Source organism: Rhodococcus yananensis, from assembly GCF_020515525.1.
GTDB classification, from domain to species: domain Bacteria; phylum Actinomycetota; class Actinomycetes; order Mycobacteriales; family Mycobacteriaceae; genus Rhodococcus; species Rhodococcus yananensis.
This window is the reverse complement of record NZ_JAIYEP010000013.1, coordinates 1-16,681: the sequence shown is the minus strand read 5'-3', so window position 1 is coordinate 16,681 and position 16,681 is coordinate 1. Positions and strand designations below refer to the sequence as shown.

The 16,681-nt window shown below is 67.8% G+C and carries 13 protein-coding genes, 1 pseudogene and 1 riboswitch; of the genes and pseudogenes, 4 read left to right on the top strand and 10 right to left on the bottom strand.

Translation table 11 applies throughout. The features are described from left to right. Positions 1-74: 74 nt before the first annotated feature. Positions 75-1,088, bottom strand: a complete 1,014-nt coding sequence (locus LDQ05_RS05395) for a hemolysin family protein (protein ID WP_226435870.1) — start codon at positions 1,086-1,088, stop codon at positions 75-77. Then, positions 1,081-2,448 carry a hemolysin family protein gene (locus LDQ05_RS05390; protein ID WP_226435869.1) on the bottom strand — a complete coding sequence of 456 codons (1,368 nt, stop codon included), beginning with the start codon at positions 2,446-2,448 and terminating at the stop codon, positions 1,081-1,083. The genes LDQ05_RS05395 and LDQ05_RS05390 overlap by 8 nt, the downstream gene beginning before the upstream one ends. 245 nt (positions 2,449-2,693) lie before the next feature. Here LDQ05_RS05390 and LDQ05_RS05385 point away from each other — a divergent pair, with 245 nt between their 5' ends. Beyond that, positions 2,694-3,887, top strand: coding sequence for a winged helix DNA-binding domain-containing protein (locus LDQ05_RS05385; RefSeq protein ID WP_226435868.1), 1,194 nt, complete (start codon positions 2,694-2,696; stop codon positions 3,885-3,887). 126 nt (positions 3,888-4,013) lie between these two features. On the opposite strand, the gene LDQ05_RS05380 is transcribed toward LDQ05_RS05385, so the two are convergent. Then, complete coding sequence (locus tag LDQ05_RS05380) at positions 4,014-4,859, bottom strand: formate/nitrite transporter family protein (RefSeq protein WP_226435867.1); 846 nt, start codon at positions 4,857-4,859, stop codon at positions 4,014-4,016. Between the two features lie 228 nt (positions 4,860-5,087). After that, positions 5,088-5,200, top strand: a riboswitch (SAM riboswitch). A 28-nt stretch (positions 5,201-5,228) separates the two neighbouring features. On the opposite strand from LDQ05_RS05380, the gene LDQ05_RS05375 reads away from it, so the two are divergent. Further along, complete coding sequence (locus LDQ05_RS05375; protein WP_226435866.1) at positions 5,229-5,594, top strand: hypothetical protein; 366 nt, start codon at positions 5,229-5,231, stop codon at positions 5,592-5,594. Between the two features lie 109 nt (positions 5,595-5,703). After that, entirely contained in the window at positions 5,704-6,342 is a 639-nt protein-coding gene (lexA, locus tag LDQ05_RS05370; protein ID WP_264184484.1) for a transcriptional repressor LexA, read from the top strand. Positions 6,343-6,371: 29 nt separating this feature from the next. On the opposite strand, the gene LDQ05_RS05365 is transcribed toward lexA, so the two are convergent. Continuing rightward, positions 6,372-7,523, bottom strand: coding sequence for a polysaccharide deacetylase family protein (locus LDQ05_RS05365; RefSeq protein ID WP_226435864.1), 1,152 nt, complete (start codon positions 7,521-7,523; stop codon positions 6,372-6,374). A gap of 152 nt (positions 7,524-7,675) precedes the next feature. Here LDQ05_RS05365 and LDQ05_RS05360 point away from each other — a divergent pair, with 152 nt between their 5' ends. Next, positions 7,676-8,242, top strand: a complete 567-nt coding sequence (locus tag LDQ05_RS05360; RefSeq protein WP_226435863.1) for a hypothetical protein — start codon at positions 7,676-7,678, stop codon at positions 8,240-8,242. Here the strand turns inward: LDQ05_RS05360 and idi are convergent. From idi to LDQ05_RS05330, 6 genes and pseudogenes are all read right to left on the bottom strand, one after another. After that, positions 8,217-8,813 carry an isopentenyl-diphosphate Delta-isomerase gene (idi, locus tag LDQ05_RS05355; protein ID WP_226435862.1) on the bottom strand — a complete coding sequence of 199 codons (597 nt, stop codon included), beginning with the start codon at positions 8,811-8,813 and terminating at the stop codon, positions 8,217-8,219. The two genes, LDQ05_RS05360 and idi, sit on opposite strands and share 26 nt — an antisense overlap. Before the next feature lie 88 nt (positions 8,814-8,901). Continuing rightward, positions 8,902-10,461, bottom strand: a complete 1,560-nt coding sequence (locus LDQ05_RS05350) for an MFS transporter (protein ID WP_226435861.1) — start codon at positions 10,459-10,461, stop codon at positions 8,902-8,904. A 58-nt stretch (positions 10,462-10,519) separates the two neighbouring features. After that, entirely contained in the window at positions 10,520-12,604 is a 2,085-nt protein-coding gene (locus tag LDQ05_RS05345; protein ID WP_226435860.1) for a caspase family protein, read from the bottom strand. 33 nt (positions 12,605-12,637) lie between these two features. Continuing rightward, a complete protein-coding gene (locus LDQ05_RS05340) occupies positions 12,638-14,644 on the bottom strand; it encodes a CHAT domain-containing protein (protein WP_226435859.1) in 2,007 nt (668 codons plus the stop codon). Between the two features lie 327 nt (positions 14,645-14,971). After that, entirely contained in the window at positions 14,972-16,153 is a 1,182-nt protein-coding gene (locus LDQ05_RS05335) for a trans-sulfuration enzyme family protein (protein ID WP_226435858.1), read from the bottom strand. Positions 16,154-16,422: 269 nt separating this feature from the next. Next, positions 16,423-16,566 (bottom strand): annotated as a pseudogene (locus LDQ05_RS05330) (IS256 family transposase); the annotation flags it as partial. Positions 16,567-16,681 lie beyond the last annotated feature (115 nt).

Below are 16,681 nucleotides of genomic sequence, written 5' to 3'. Positions count from 1 at the left end.
CATCCGGCCCGATACGAAGGGCTCACCCCGGGCTCGTCACGAACCCGGGGTGAGCGTCCGACGTCGATCCGAGGTCAGGACACCGCGTCCTCCGAAGGCAGCAGACGCGACAGCACATCCGTCAACGTGATCAGACCGATCACAGAACCGTTCGCGGTGACGGTCGCCAGATGGTTGCGCGTCTCCCGCATGGTGCTCAGGCCCTCGTACACGGGCGTCGTAGCGTCGAGGGAAAGGGTCGGACGCATCAGATCGGCGGCCGTAGCGCCGTCCTCGGCGTGCAGGCTGTCGCGGACGTGCACGACTCCCTCGACGTGGCCGTCGGTGCGTACCAGCAGCCGGAAATGCCCGGTGCGACGTGCCGTTTCCTGGATCACCGCGGGAGTGTCCTCCGGGCGGACACTGCTCGGGCGTGTCGTCGGGGTGACGATGTCGCCGACCGTGAGCGCTTCGAGTTCGAGCGCGCTCGTGAGGTGACCGTGGTAGCGCTCATCGAGGGTTCCCACCGTCGCAGAATGTTCCACGAGGTGGCGCAGCGCGTCGGGGTCCTGGCCGGATGCGACCTGATCGACCGCTTCCACGCCGACCTTGTGCAAGCACCAGTTGGCCAGATTGTTCAACTGGACGATCACCGGGCGCATCACCCACATGAACGCGCGCATGGGCAGGGCCAGCATCGTCGCGGACTTCTCGGGATGCGCGATGGCCCACGACTTCGGGGCCATCTCGCCGACCACCAGGTGCACGAACGTCACGATGACCAGAGCGAGGACGAATCCCGCTGCATCCGCCAGCCACAAGGGTGCGCCCCAGTGTTCGAAGACCGGGGTGAGCCAGTGGTGTACCGCGGGCTTCGTGATCGACCCGAGTGCCAGCGTGCAGACGGTGATGCCCAGTTGGGATCCGGCCAGCAGCACCGTCAGTTCCGATGCGCTGCGCACGGCGGCGCGTGCGGAACGGCTGTGCGTGGCGGCGTCCTCGAGGCGATGGCGCCGCGCGGAGATCAACGAGAATTCGACCGCGACGAAGAACGCACTCGCGGCGATCAGCAGGACCGTCGCAGCGAGTACGACCCAGGGATTACTCATGGGTGCTCACCTCGTCGGTGCGCAGCCGGACGAACAGCGCGGCGGGTACGTGCTTGTCGATCTCGCGCACGTCGGCGATCAACGTCCGTGACGGCGGGTGCACATCGTGGACGAGCTCGGCCGGGTCCGGTTCCAGAGGGATCTGCACGACGTCACCGACCTCCGGCAGCCCACCGAACTCGGCGATGACCAGACCGGCGAGGGTCTCGTAGTCGCCCTCGGGCAACTCGTGATCGAGGGTGCGCGACACCTCGTCGAGATGCACGTCGCCACGCATCAGCCATCCCTCCCCTTCGGGAACGATCACCTGGGCCTCCACCGGTGTGTCGTGCTCGTCCGCGATCTCGCCGACGAGTTCCTCCGCAAGGTCCTCGACGGTGACGACACCGGCGAAGCCGCCGTACTCGTCGATCACCAGGGCCATCTCGTCACCGGCTGCGTCGAGCGCCGACAACACCTGCGGCAACGGCAGTGTGATGGGGACGATCACGGCCGGACGGCACAGAGCTCCGGCCGTACCGGTCGACGTGTCGATGCCCAGCAGGTCGTGCAGGTGCACGACGCCGCGCACATCGTCCGACGACGTGCCCACGACGGGATACCGGGTGTGGCCGGTGCTCATCTTGGTCAGCACGCTCTCGACGGACTCGTCGACGTCGACGAGATCGACCCGGGCACGAGGGATCATGGCGTGCTCGGCGGTCCGGGTGGGGAAGTCGAGGATCCGGTCGAGCAGCGTCGACAGTTCGGTCGGCAACTCACCGGTGTCGCGGGACTCGGCGACGATGTGCTCGAGATCCCGAGGTGTGGCCGAGTGCTCCACATCGTGCACCGGTTCGATCCGCAGCATCCGCAGGAGCAGGTTCGATGCGGCGTCGAACAGTCGGATGAGCCAGCCGAAGAGCTTGAGATAGACGGTCGTCGACAAGGCCAGCCACCGGGCGACCGGTTCGGGCCGGGCGATGGCTAGGTTCTTCGGAACGAGTTCGCCGAAGACCATCTGGACGACCGTGGAGAACAGCACGGCCAGCACGGTGCCGACCGCGACACCGACGGCGGTGGGCACACCCACACCGCCGAAGAGTTCACCGAGGCCGCTGCCGATCAGTGGTTCCGCGACGTAGCCGACGAGCAGGCCGGTGACGGTGATGCCCAGCTGGGCGCCGGACAGCATGAACGAGGTGCGGCGGGTGACGGACAGTACACGGGCAGAGGGTTTGTCCCCGCTCTCGGCCCGCGCCCTCATCCGTGAGCGATCCACCGCCATGAACGCGAATTCCTGGGCGACGAAATAGCCGGTCAGTGCAGTGATCGCCAGGACCACGAACACTCCGAACGCGATACCGAGCGCGGTCAGCACGGGAACGTCCGAAGCTCGGAAGCAGCGTGGGTGACGGGGTCGTCACCCGGAGGCGGGGTCGGTCTTCGAGGTTTGCGCTTGGCGCGTCGCATGGCTCTCTCTGTGTGTTCGTGGACAGGACCTACACAGAATAAGACGTATGGCGCGATCGCGCGGTTCCCGGATGGCCGTGTACGGGGGAACCGATCACACCGGTGCGTCGGCGCTCCTTGCCGCTGTCGGTGCCGTGCCCTACGGTCGCCGCCATGACGCTGCGTGCGATCGACGCCACCGAAAGATCTGCGCGGCTGGCCGTGCGACACCGCCTCGCATCCGGGTCCCGCGCTGCCGATCCGGTGGACGCAGCAGCGTCCATGGTGTGCCTGCACGGCACGGACCCGGCATCGGTGTACCTGTCGGCGTGGGCGCGTGTCGACGATTTCGGCGTCCCCGACCTCGATGCCGCTCTCTACGAGGACAGGACCCTGGCGCGGCACTTGTCGATGCGTCGCACGCTGTTCGTGTTTCCTCGCGAGGTCCTGCCGTACGCGCAGGCCGGAGCGAGCAACCGCGTCGCCGCAGCCCAGCGCAGGGCCGTAGCGAAGGATGTCGAGCGGGCCGGCATCCACGTGGACGGCGCACGGTGGCTCGCGGAAGCGGGCGAGCGGGTTCTCGAGGCGCTCGCCGACGGGAGGGAGGCCACCTCCACCGAGCTGAAGACACAGATCCCGATGCTCGACGCCTCCATACGGTACGGGGAGGGCCGAGCGTGGGGCGGCAAGGTCGCATTCGCCCCGAGGGTTCTGACCGTGTTGTCGGCGTCTGGCAGGGTGCTGAGGGCCTCGAACAGGGCGGGGTGGCGGACGGCACGACCGACGTGGACGACCACGGAATCGTGGCTCGGCGCACCGATCGACCGGGTCTCCGAGAGTGACGGCACACGACGGCTCGTCGCGCTGTGGTTGCGGGCCTTCGGTCCCGGGACCGAAGCCGACGTCAAGTGGTGGCTGGGCACGACGGTGCGTGCCGTACGCACCGCGTTCGCCGAGCTCAGGGTCGTCGAGGTCGACCTGGGAGGGCAGATCGGGTATCTGTTGCCCGACGACGCGGACGCGGTCGGCGCCGTCGAACCGTGGGGAGCGCTGCTGCCCGCCCTCGACCCGACCACCATGGGCTGGTTCGATCGCGACTGGTACCTCGGCGAGTATCGTCCGCAGCTGTTCGACTCGACGGGCAATGCCGGCCCCACAGCGTGGTGGGACGGTCGGATCGTCGGTACCTGGTGGCAGGACGACGCCGGTGAGGTGATCCTGCATCTGCTCGAGGACATCGGGTCCGAAGGCGCAGCATTCCTGCGGGGCGAAGCGGAACGACTCGGCGCGTGGCTCGGGGGCGAGAAGGTACTGCCGAGATTCCCCACACCGCTGTCGAAGCAGTTGAAGGGATCGGCAGGTGCATGAGCGCGGATCCTGCAGTCGTCGGTGGCCCCGATGCTGAACGACGACGAACGGGGACGGACCATCGGCGGCGGCCCAGGGAGGTGAGGGCCGCCGCCGACAGTGTTCAGGAGCCGGAAATGTCCGGTATCACACGTCCGCGGGCACGTTTTCCGCGGTGGATGTCGGCACCTCACGCTTGGGCCCGGTGCGCACGTGCGTGATGTAGAGGGCGAGGCCGACGAAGACGATGCCTCCCACCATGTTGCCCAGAACGGTGGGGATCTCGTTCCACACCAGGTAATCCGACAGTGAGAAATCGCCGCCGAGCAGCAGACCGGACGGGAACAGGAACATGTTGACGACGGAGTGCTCGAAGCCCATGTAGAAGAACAGCATCACGGGCATCCACATCGCCACGACCTTGCCCGTGACATTCTTCGACATCATCGCGGCGATGACACCGGTCGAGACCATCCAGTTGCACAGCACGCCGCGCAGGAACAGCGTCGCCATACCCGCGGCACCGTGCTCGGCGTAGCCGAGTGTGCGGGCCTCACCGATCTCGCCGAGCCGCTGACCCACCTCGTCCGGCGGGATGGAGTATCCGTACGTGATGACGAACGTGATCATCACAGCGATGGTGAAGGCGCCGACGAAGTTGCCGACGAACACCAGCCCCCACGTGCGGAACATTCCCTTGAGGGTCACCCCGGGGCGTCTGTCGAGATACGCCATCGGAACCATCGTGAACACGCCGGTGAGCAGGTCGAACCCGAGCAGGTAGAGAACAACGAACCCGGCCGGGAACAACAGTGCCCCGAGCAGGGCGCTGCCGGTCTGAACCGTCACGGTGATCGCGAAGGCCGCGCCGAGCGCGAGGATCGCGCCACCCATGAACGCGCGGATCAGCGTGTCGCGGGTGGATGTGAGGACCTTGCTCTGGCCCGTGTCGACCATTGCGCGGGCCAATTCGGGTGGTGGAACGTACGACACGGAAACCTCCTGGTGTGAAACACGTGGAGGCAAGTCTCCGGCGGGGTGGTGTCCCGGACGTTGCCACGAGGTTGGTTCGTGTTGCGTTCTGCTCAGGGTCGACGGGCGCGGACTGTGAGAGTTCTCGTCGGAAGAGCCCGGTCGTTGTCAGTGCGTCGAACGTCCCGCACGGTGACGGTCGGACCCGGTGTGGCAGCCGGTCCGTCGGGTGCGGTAGCATCGGCGATGCTTCACGAGTTGCTGTCGCCAAGCCCCGACTTGACAGCACACCAACCCCACGCTCGCGGGTGGTTCGGGTGACGAAGCGGTTCGACGCCGACCGGCTCGGACAGGAGCGCCCCGGCCCGGGGCTCACCCGGAGGAAACATCATGACTCTCGCAGTGCGTTCGTCCGTCACCGTCCCCGACGCTGCACGCGCCTGTGTCTCCCACGGAGACGGGCACCGCATCCACGACATCCGCGTGCGTCGTGCGTTGCGCGACCGTGATCTCGCGGTGCGCGCCCTCGTGACGATCGTCGACGAAACCACGGTCCTGTTGTCCTGGGACGGAGCGCAATTCGCGTTCCGTCACCACGATGTCGGTGCGATCGCCGACGCACTCGCGGTCGGCGGCGACATCGCCGAATGGGTACCGCGGTGGCGTGTTCTCGTCGTCCCGGGTCGTACGCCGGGTTCCGCCGTCGCCTTCACGTTGTCCGCGCCGGAGCACTGGGCGGCGTGCACGGCGTGCTGACCGGGTGCGGCGGTGACCCGGATGGGCGGGGAATCGGGTGTGACCGTGCGTATCCGCGTTCGGACGTCACCACTACGATCGCCGGGTGAGCGACTACGACGACTTCGAGATGTTCGGCGGCCTCGACCCTTCGCACCTGCCGCCGCGGCAGCAGCACATCCTCGCGACGATCCGCGACTGGGCGTCGACCCACGGATGCCCGCCGAGCACTCGGCAGATCGCCGACGCGGTGGGCTTACGTTCGACGTCCTCGGTGTCCGCGCACCTGAGGAATCTCACCGAGAAGGGCTACCTGCGCCGCGGACCGTCGATGGCGCGACAACTCGACGTCCGCCCGTTCCTGTCGGCGGACCCGCAGCGACGCGCATCCGAGAACAGTGTGACGGTGCCGGTCGTCGGCGACATCGCGGCCGGGGTCCCGATCCTCGCCGAAGAACACAGCGACGAGGTGCTGTCACTTCCCCGCGAACTCGTGGGGTCCGGAACGGTGTTCGGGCTTCGGGTGCGGGGAGATTCCATGATCGACGCGGCGATCTGCGACGGAGACGTCGTTGTCGTCCGGCGGCAGAACGACGCGAACTCCGGTGACATCGTCGCCGCGATGATCGACGACGAAGCGACGGTGAAGGTGTTCCGGCGCCGAGGCGGACACGTCCGCCTCGAGCCACGCAACCCCGCGTACGAGGCGCTCGACGGCGACCGTGCAGTGGTCCTCGGGAAGGTCGTGTCGGTGATGCGGCGACTGTGAGAGCACGCCCGGGGTGTGCGTAGTGGCGGTCAGTACGCGTCGTCGACCGCCACTGCGGGCAGCGCCTGGAGCTGCGCGATGACATCGGGGTCCTGCAGTTCCAGCCATTCCACGACATCACTGTGGGTTGCGCACACGGTGTCGGGGTCGTCGCACACCTCCGCCATGAAATCTGCGGTGGCCGGATTGAACGAGTTGCCGTTCCAGTCGTTGAAGTGGTTCGCGATGACCAGCGGTGCCCGATTGCCGTGGTAGGCACGCTGATACATGTAGTCGTAGGTCTCCTTCACGACCCGACGTGCGTGTGGCGCGCTGTGTGGTTCGTCGCGCGCGCCGTTGAAGGTCACCCAGAAGTTGTAGTCGAGCGCGGTCTGACGCCGGCCGAGTGCCGGTGAGTACACGAACGGAATGGCGAACTCCCAGATTCCGTCGACGGTGCGAGGCCAGTACAGTCCCGGCTCGTCCGCGGGCATCGACGAATCCCACGTCATGCCGTGTCGGTGCCACGCCGGGATCAGCTGATCGAGGCGCCCCTCGAGGCATTGTGTGCGACCACCCCGTACCTCGTCGGGTCCGAACAGGAGATCGGGGGCATCCTGTATCCCGTTGTTGGCCTTCCAGTCCCGCATCAGCGAGTAGAACTCGGCGAGCTCGAGATCCCAGTCGTCGACGGTCCACCGGTCGCCGTGATAGCCGCTGCCGGCGCAGAAGTGTCCGACGTAGTGGGTGCCCATCTCATGACCGTCGAGCCAGGTGCGGTTCAGATACTCGATCTGGGTGCGGAGTCCGTCCTCGGTTCCTCCGAAACCGATCGCGGCCTCGCCCGGTGCGCGACCCGGGCCCTGGTAGTGGTGCCGGTTCTCGTCGGTCAAGAAGTAGAGGCCGGTCATCAACGCCGAGAACCGGGCGTCGACCCGCGCCGCGGTGTCGAGGAACAGATCCCAGTTCGGGCTCAGGCCCACGCCGTCGAACGAGAACAATACGAACTGCGGTGGCTTCTCGCCGGGTTCGAGTCTCACCATCTCGACGTTCGATTCCTTCCGCGCCGGTGCCGGTGTGGGAGGCGGTTCGATCGGCATCGGGGCGCCCAACTCGATCGGGACCGGTGTTTCGCGGATCGGTTCGGGTGCGCACGCCACGACGGTGACGATGGTGAGGATCGATATCAGGCGCAACAACATCCGGACGACCAAAGCCGCACGTCCCTTCCGAGGCGGTGTCGGCGGGAGTCTATTGCTTCCGGCCCGGATCCGCCGTGACCCGACATATCGTGTTTCAGCCGGGCACGACCGGATCGAGGCGGTAGCGTTCTCAGGGGGGCGGGAGGTGAGGGGTGAGCGTGAGGTATTCGGGTGCGGTCCGCGTCGCAGCGGCGGTGACCGGTGTGCTGGTGGGCTGCGCGGCATGCGCGTCCGCCGGAGGAGCGCAACCGGCGACAACCCCGGAGGGCGAGGACGGGAGTCGCGCGCTCGTCGACGAGATCGGTGTGTTCGCACAGGATTTCCTGGATGTGTGGAACCGGTCCACCGTCGATCCCGCTGCGGATCCGAGCATCGTCGACGCGGTTGCGGGTGAGGCGATCGCGGAGATGATGAAGCGTCGCATGCGGGACAAGATCGAGAACGGAATGCGCGCGTCGGGATCACTCGTCGTCGTGGGGTCGACGATCGGCGACATCACGGTGTCCGATGGCCACGCGGCCGCCACGGTGGACCTGTGTCTGGACACGACCGGACTGAAGTTCGTCGATACCGAGGGGCACCCGCTGCCGCCGAAACAGACCGTCCGCGACCGTGCACGCATGCTGCTGGCGGTCGAGAACCCCGCGTTCCCGAATACCGCGACCTGGCGGGTTCACGACGTGGACGGAGGCCTCACCGAACCGTGTACGAGCGCGTGACCGCCGATCGTTCCGAGGGGACGGGGTCATCGCCGCCGGACGAGAGCGCGGATGCCAACAGGGGGATCTGTTCGGCAGCCCACGGACTGATCAACCACGGCACGGTCGCGGCCGTTTCGAGATCGGTCCAGTCCACCCATGCCCATTCCATCACCTCCGCCGGATCCGGAACGGGATCCGCGCTCGCGCGGGCACAGAACACCGGGCACACCTCGTTCTCCACGGTGCCGTCGGCCGCCGTCGCCCGGTAGCGGAAGTGGGGAAGCGCGCATGTCACGTCGTCGACGGCCAACCCCAGCTCCTGCCGGGCCCGGCGCCGGATCGCATCCTCCGACAACTCTCCGGGGCCCGGATGACCGCAGAACGAATTGGTCCACACACCAGGCCACGTGATCTTGTCGAGAGCGCGCCGCGTCATCAGGACTCGCCCCGCCGCATCGAACACATAGCAGGAGAAGGCCAGGTGAAGCGGTGTGTCGGCGTGGTGGACCGTTGCTTTCGGCGCGGTCCCCACTGGGCGGGTGTCCTCGTCGAGCAGAACCACGAGCTCCTCGTGGGCGAGCGATGTCATGATCACGAACTCCGTCGGGGTATCGCCTGCGCGGCGGTTGCTCGCGATGGCTGCCTCGAATGTGCCCTGCCGAGCCTACCGGGCTCCGTCACGACGCCGCACCGTCCTGCTCGGTGATGCGATTCAGGGTGATCGCAGCGACGATCGCCGCGGCGACCATCACCGCCGCCACCATGCCCATGGCCACGGAGAACCCGACTGCGTACGCGTCGGCAGCCGCATCCCGGACAGCACGAGCCTGGTCGTGCGGTAGTCCGTCGAGCAGCGCGGTGCCGCTCGGCCCGCCGGTGAGGACGCCGTCGAGTGCCCTGCGTTCGGCGTTGTCGAAGCCGGTACCGAGTGCACCCGTGCGGTGAGCGAGTTCGACCGTGGTCACGACGGCGCCGACGACGGCGACACCGAGCACCGCGCCGATCTGTCGGGATTCGGTGACGAGTGACGAGGCGAGTCCGCGTGCGCTCGACGAGATCGCCCGGACCGGGCCGGTCCCCGCCGGGGTGAAGACGAAGGGTCGGGACACACCGAACAGCACGAACGCGGGCAGCAGCAGGAGCACGTTCCGCGCCGGCGAGAACACGGCGATCCACAACAGTGCCACGGCCGCGCAGAGCAGCCCCCCGGTGACGAGAAGATGGGGGCCGTGCGCGTCGGTCAGACGCCCGGTCCACGGCGACAGCAAGGGGGTGCCGAGGACTGTGGGGAGAAAGAGCAGCCCCGCGACGACACCGGAGTACCCGAGGACCAACTGCATGTAGAGCATCAGATACACCGTGACCGCCAGCACCGCGAACTGGATCGCGCAGAGCGCGGTGAGTGATCCCGCGACGAGCGGGATACGGAGAAATCGGAGCGGAAGGAGCGGGTGCGAGGAGCGCCGCTCGACCACGACGAAGATCGTCAGCGCGACGACCGCGGTGATCGACACGATGATCGTGCGCGCGCTCCGCGGACCCCAGTCGTGAACGTTGAGAAGGCTGGTGACGAGAGCGGACAAGCCGACGACCAGCAACACCAACCCCCACAGGTCGGGTGGACTGCGGCCGTCGTCGCGAGACTCGGGGAGCCACCGCGTCGACAACCACATCGCGACCATGACGACCGGAAGGTTGAGTGCGAAGACCCATCGCCAACTGGCGTGATCGACCAGCACACCACCGACCAGTGGCCCGAGTGCGAGGAAGATCGTGCCCCCCGTGGCGAGGATGCCGATCGCCCAGCCGCGTCGGTCGTCCGGAAGGACGGCGGTCAGATTCGCGATGGTCAGCGGCATGGTGAGCGCGGCACCGCATCCTTCCAGCAGACGCGCGGCGATGAGGGCCTCGACGGTCGGCGCGAATGCGCAGAGCAGGGACGCGAGACCGAAGACGAACAGTCCGACGACGAACAGGCGTCGGCGACCGTAGAGGTCGGCGAGTCGTCCCGAAACCGACATCAGTGCCGCCAGCGTCAACAGGTAGGCGCCGACCGTCCACTGGAGTTCCGTGCTCGTCGAGTCGAATTCGACCTGCATGGCTGGCAGCATGACGGTGATCGACGTCTGGTCGAAGAAAATGAGTGCGTTCGCCAGCGAGACCGCCACGAGAACACCCCGTTGGCGGGCCGACAATCGTCGCAACGATCGCGCATGTCGACTCGGCCGTTCGGGCACTGCTCGATGGTATGTCCCGGCACGCCGGGGTATCGACGCTTCCGGAGTATCGGGCCGGTCAACCGGCAGGTGGTGGATCGATGAGATCAGCGGTGGCCCGCAGGAACGCCGCGACGGTTCGGATCCGCGTGTCCGTGTCGGCGACGCGCATCGTCGGGGCCGGTGCGGATGTCGCCGGGGGAGGTGGGGCGTCCGCAGCCGGAACGAGGAACAATCGGTCGTGAAGGTCGGCCGCGCCGTGGATCTCGGGATGCTGTCGAGGGTCGAATCCGTCGAGCACCCGGTCGAGGAACTCCCGGTTGGTCAGGGTACCGGCCGCCGCAGCGACGAGCGGGATGGCCTTACGCGTGAAGTCACCCTGCCCGGACGTCTCGTACGCCACTTCCGTTGCACGGCAAGCGCTGAACAACAGCTCACGGCCGGAGCGGGGCAGCGTCGTGGACGGTGCGCCGCGCAGTGCCCGGTACCGGCGGACGTCGTCGGAGGTGAGTGCTCGGTATCGACGGTTCGATCCGTGCGCCGCGGCATCCGCGACACCGAGTTGCGGTGCGCGGTTCGCCGACCCCGAATGGCACGAATCGAACAGCAGTGTCACACCCACACCGGGCGGAAGCAGATCCCATACCCGGCCGAGATCGTCGTCGATGAGCAGTTCGCCCGTGCGGAAGTCGACCGGGCACAGTGCCTCGTCCTGATCGTCGTACGCGTCGCCGCCGGCCTTCTCGTCGCCGTCCAGATCGAGGACGTGTGTGCCGTGCCCCGAATACTGGACCACCAGGACGTCACCTTCCGCGCTGCCGGACACCAGCGTGACCATCGCCTGGAGGATGCCCTCCCGCGTGGCGTCGGAGTCGAGCAACGATGTCACGTCGAACCCGAGCCCGCCGAGGACCGACGACCACGCGCGGGCATCGGCGACGCATCCGGCCAGCCGGTCACCGACGGTCGGGTACGCGTCGACGCCGATGCACAGGGCCTTGCGATGCGAACCGGACACCCAGCGTGACGCTCCGGTGGTCACCGAACGTCCCCGTTCGGGCAGGCCCTCGAGCCCCCTCGGCGCGGGGAACCCGGTGATGTCGTCGCGGTCGACGATGCGCCGGGCGACGCTGTTCATGGTGTCGGGGTCGTCGTCGAAGCTGCCGTGGCTGACGGATCTGCTCGAATCGCGGGGGCCCGCCGTCACCGGCGCCCACACCGCGCTCGCGTTCGGAGACGCCGCCGAGAACAGCGCGGCCAGGCCCAGGTCGGCGGAGACGGACTCCTGCAGCCCGAGTATCGGCGCGTGGGCCTCCGGCTCGAACGATGCACTGACCAGGTACAACAGTGACCTGGTGTAGAGGGGCCCGCATCGGTCGTTCAGTTCGGCGTCACGAGTCATCGTGAACAGTGAGAGATGCCCGACGTGCCCTTCGGTCAGGGCCGTCCGCATCTTCTGCTCGAACAGATCGCAGCGCATCGCGGGCGCGAGAAGCGACACGGTGTCGATGTGGGTGACGCCGCACTCGATCAGGGCGGGAAGAAGGTGCGCGTGGAAGATGGAGCCGGCACTGTGCCCGATGAGGTGTACCGACACGGAGTCCGGGTGATCCTGGACATACGTCCCGAACCGGTCGGCGAACACACGTGCACCACCGCGCTCGCCGGAGGAGGTCTCGGCGTCCTTCTTCATCTCGTCCCAGATGCGCTTGCCCTGGCCGATGCGCGCGACCGTCTCGAGGATCTCGTTCTTGCGGTCCTCGAGCCATCCGCGGGTCAGTTGTGCCAACCACCCTTCGAGCGCGTCGGCCACCGACTCGACGATTCCCGTCTCCCAGACGAAGTGGATCGGGTATGCGCCGTTGTCGAGCCACCACTGCAGTTGGTGGTGCGCGGTCCGCAACCCGTTCGCCTCGGGCGTGAGACCGCCGTGCGCGTAGACGACGACGGGAACACGTGCGCCACCGTGCTGTTCCACGAAACGGGGGAGGTGCTCGGTGAAGATCCGTCGGACGTCTGCTTCGGTGGTGTGGAACTCGCCTTCACCGTCCGCGTTCCGCGCGAGCTCGCCGTCGCGCAGGTTCACCACGTGCGGGCGGAGGCGTGCGAGTTGGTCGGGTGTGAGACCGGACGACGCGCGGGCGGAGTGCTCGGTGGGGGTCATGGCGAGTCCTGGGGATCGGTGGGTGGACGTCGATCAGGGGGATTCGAGGTCGACGGTGGCGAACGGATGCGCGTACAGGGCGTATGCCAACCACGATGCGTTGCCGTCGTCACGTGCGGCGCGGCGCGCGGTGGTGAGGGCGGCGGACACGGTGGCGGAGTGTGTGAGTGCCGAGTAGAACGTGCGGACGAACTTCGCAGCGGTGTCGTCCTGTACCTGCCACAGGCAGCAGAGCACCGCACCGGCGCCACCGCTGAGCAGGGACGGCGCGAACGCATCGGTACCGGTGCGGATCGTCCGGCCGGCCCGACACGCGTTGAGAACCACGAGCGGTCCGGGGCGGTGTCGGGGCACCGACCCGGACTCCGGATCGGGTGGTGACGGACGCGGTAGATCCGAACGCACCCTGTCGGCGCTGTACACGGCGGACGGGTCGGGGGGTGTGCGGTCGCTGAATCCACGAAGCAGCAGCCGGGGCTGCGGGGCTCCGTCTCGGACGGCCACGTCGCCGTGCCCACCGAAGTGCAGCAGGTCGACGTCGCGACCACCGAGCACCGCACCGAGGTCGTCGGCCGACCCGGGTGTGATCTCGTCGGCGTCGAGGGTTCCACCGAGCAGTGCGCGTTCGTCCGAGAGGTGCTGCAGTTGCCACTTCGGGGAGCTGTACTCCGGGCAGAGGTACCGGCGGTGTCCGCGGCGGAGGGGGAGAGCGGTCGGGTGGGTCCCACCGCAGAACCATCGGGTCATCCCCGTCTCCCCGAGGAATCGTCGTCGGCCACCGTGGACGTCGATACAGACCAGTTCCCACGGGATATCGGTCTCGGTGGTCACGATCGTCAGCCCGGTGAGCATCTGCCACGCCGCGGCGAGATCCCCGCGAAGGGCGTCGGGGAGGAGCCGGGCGCCGAGTTCGAGACCGTACCGCGCCAGGTCGGATTCGAAGGCGCGATGCCGTTCGGTTGCGGTGGAGCGATGCCGGTGCCGGTCCCACAACTGCTCGACACATCCGTAGAGTTCGTCGAGGTAGGCGGCCTTGTCGGGCAGGGTCGACTGCAGGTAGGTGCGGCGACGACCGTGGGGCAGTCGCAACTCGAACGTCAATGTGGACTCACCTGCGACGATGTCCTCTCCGACCGTGAGGGTGGGCAGGTCGCGGAGCCGCGCGTCGAGCCGTTCGACGACCGCGGCGTCGGTCTGCGGCGGTTCGTCTCCGGTGACGGGGACATCGGTCACGGTCACCTCGAGGTGCAGGGTGGCGAACGGCGCACCGCCGACCTGGTCGACGGCGAGTATCGCCTCGGCCCGCCCCCGCTCGACACCGATGACGCGGAAGAGTCCGGTGGACACCGCGCCGGGTGGGGGACAGGTCAGTTCGAGGACGTCGCGGGTGCCGGGCGCGACGACGAGATTGCGGCGGCGCAGTTTCACTCGGACGGGAAGTGCCGGATCCAGCCGGATCGGGTTCTGTGCGTTGCGGTGCCCGGCGGTGTCGTCGAGTTGCCGGCGCGACAACCGCACCGCGACCGTCTCCACCGCACCTGCGCGCACTGTCGGAGGCATGTCGGCGGCGATGAACGCGTCGACCTCCTCCGGCGGAGGCGGCGAATCGTCTGCCGTCGCTGCGGCCTCGAACATGTACACGTGCGCGACGACCAGGCGGACGGGTACATCGGCGGGCGCGGGCACGTCGAACTCGAGGGTGACGAACCCGTCCGGCGATGCGTCACCGCGTCCGTGGGCGACGACCGCGGCCGCCGCGACATCCGCCCGAGTGGCAGCCTCCCCTCGATCTTCCGCGTCGGGAAGCTGTGCGACGAGCACGAGTTGCCCCGCCGCGGCCCGCACCCGGATCACGACGTGCAGTGTCGTTGCATCCGAGACAGGGGCGACGGCGAATCCGGTGGCGTCGGTGCACGTGACCGCGAATCGGGACTCGACGTGTCCGGGATCGACGGTGAACGGCCGTACGTGCGCGGCCGGCCGCACCGCGACCGTCGGCGCCGGGCCGCCGTGTCGCGCGTCGATGTCGTGCTCGGGCATGGAACGCTCCGCAGCAGGGGAGGGGCGTCCGGGACGGGAGGTGAACCGGGCAGGACCTCCGGGAGATCCATCGTCGCACGGGTGTCGCCGGAGCGGAATCGTGTGCGGGCACCCTGCCGGAATCCACGTATCCGACTACGCGGACCACCGGATACACGAGGGCGGGTACCTGCTCGTCGCCTCGCGTACGACGTGAGTGCCGTACGGTCGGTGATGGTCGCGGGCAGCCGGGCGTCCCGGTGAGGGGGTCGGTCGATATCTGCGGCACCCGGTTGCGTGGCCGGTCGAATTCGTTGTCCCACAGCCTCACCGGTCAACCCGAACGTGCTACCCCGACGCCGCGTCCAGCGCCTGCAGGAGGTCGGCGACGAGGTCGTCGGCGTCCTCGAGCCCGATCGACAGGCGGATCATCGACCCGGTGATGCCGCGACGCTCCCGCTCCGCCTGCGACAGATCGTGGTGGGTGGTGGTCACGGGTTGGGTGACGAGGCTTTCCACGCCGCCGAGGCTCGGCGCGAGCGTGAACACCCGAAGTCCGTCGACGACCCGGACGGCGGCGTCGGAGTCGCCGTCGACCTCGATCGTGACGATGCCACCGAACCCGGACATCTGCCTCGCGGCGAGTGAATGCCCGGGGAAACTCTCCAGACCGGGATACAGAACCCGCGTGATCCGAGGGTCCGCCTCCATCGCCTTCGCCACGGCCAGCGCATTCGCGTTGTGCTGCCGGACGCGCACGATGAGGGTGCGCAGGCTGCGCGAGAGTTGGGCGGCCGGTTCCGGTGCGATGCACGAACCGAAACTTTTGCGCCATGCGTTCAACGGTGCGACGAGTTCGGCGGACCCGAGTACGAAGCCCGCGGTCACATCCGAGTGGCCGCCGAGGAACTTGGTCGCCGAGTACGAGACGAGATCGGCGCCGAGTTCGAGCGGACGTTGATTGACCGGCGAGGCGAACGTGTTGTCGACCGCCACCGTCGCACCGTACCGGTGGGCGAGGCCGGAGATCGCGGTGATGTCGTGGATGTCGAGCGCCGGATTGGTGGGCGTTTCGAAGAACACCAGTCGCGCACCGTCGCGCAGGACGTCCTCGAGCCGATCGAGTTCGTCACCGAGGAGGAACGTGGTGGTGATCCCCAGCTGTGCGAGTTGTGTGCCGAGCAGTTCCATGGTTCCGCCGTAGGCGTCGCCGACGCACACGATCCCGTCGCGCCCGTACTGTGCGAACAGCGCGGTCTCGGCGGCCATCCCGGAGCAGAACGCGAGAGCGCTGTCGGCGCCTTCGATCGCCGCCATGGTCTGTTCGAGCGCGAAGATCGTGGGGTTCTGCCCGTAGCGGGTGTAGAGGGCGCCCTTGCGGCGACCGTCGACGACCTCGAGCAGCGCGGCGGTGTTCTCGAAGGAGAAGGTCGTGGTGTTGTAGATCGGCAGGTGCGGCGCACCGTGGGCGTCGGTGATGCGCGCGCCGTGGATCGCCTGGGTGGACCGGCCTGCTGATTCCTGGTTCACGCCTGTGCTCCTTCTCGGGGTTGCGGGGTCGGGGACGACAACGAGTATCGCGCCGGTCGCCGACACGGCGGCGCGCGGGATGCCATCCCCGGTGTGACGCCTGTCTCCGGAGCTGCCGGTGGCGAGGATCGGGACTACTGTCGGGGAATCGGCACCCGATGTGCAGAAGAGGTGATCGCATGACCACCACCCCCGTCGGCCGCCCCGGCATCGCCGCCCGGTCAAGTCCCGGATAGTGGTGTAACTGGTTTGTGGTCCTTCGTTGGTGGTCAGGCGGGTAGTTCTATCAACGGGTCGGTACTCACCTCCGTCTGCGAGTCGGTGTCGGTGGTCATGGTTAGTCGGCATCGGTTGAGGACTTCCAGGCCGAGGTAGCGGCGGCCTTCGGCCCATTCGTCGGTCTGCTCAGCTAAGCCTCAATGCACCGATCGGCTGATGCTGTCGTCGTGACTTCCTTTGCGCGCCTTCGGGCAGAGTGTGGAGATAGCTGACCGCCCGACCGCTCGTGCCGGGTTGTTCCACTGGATC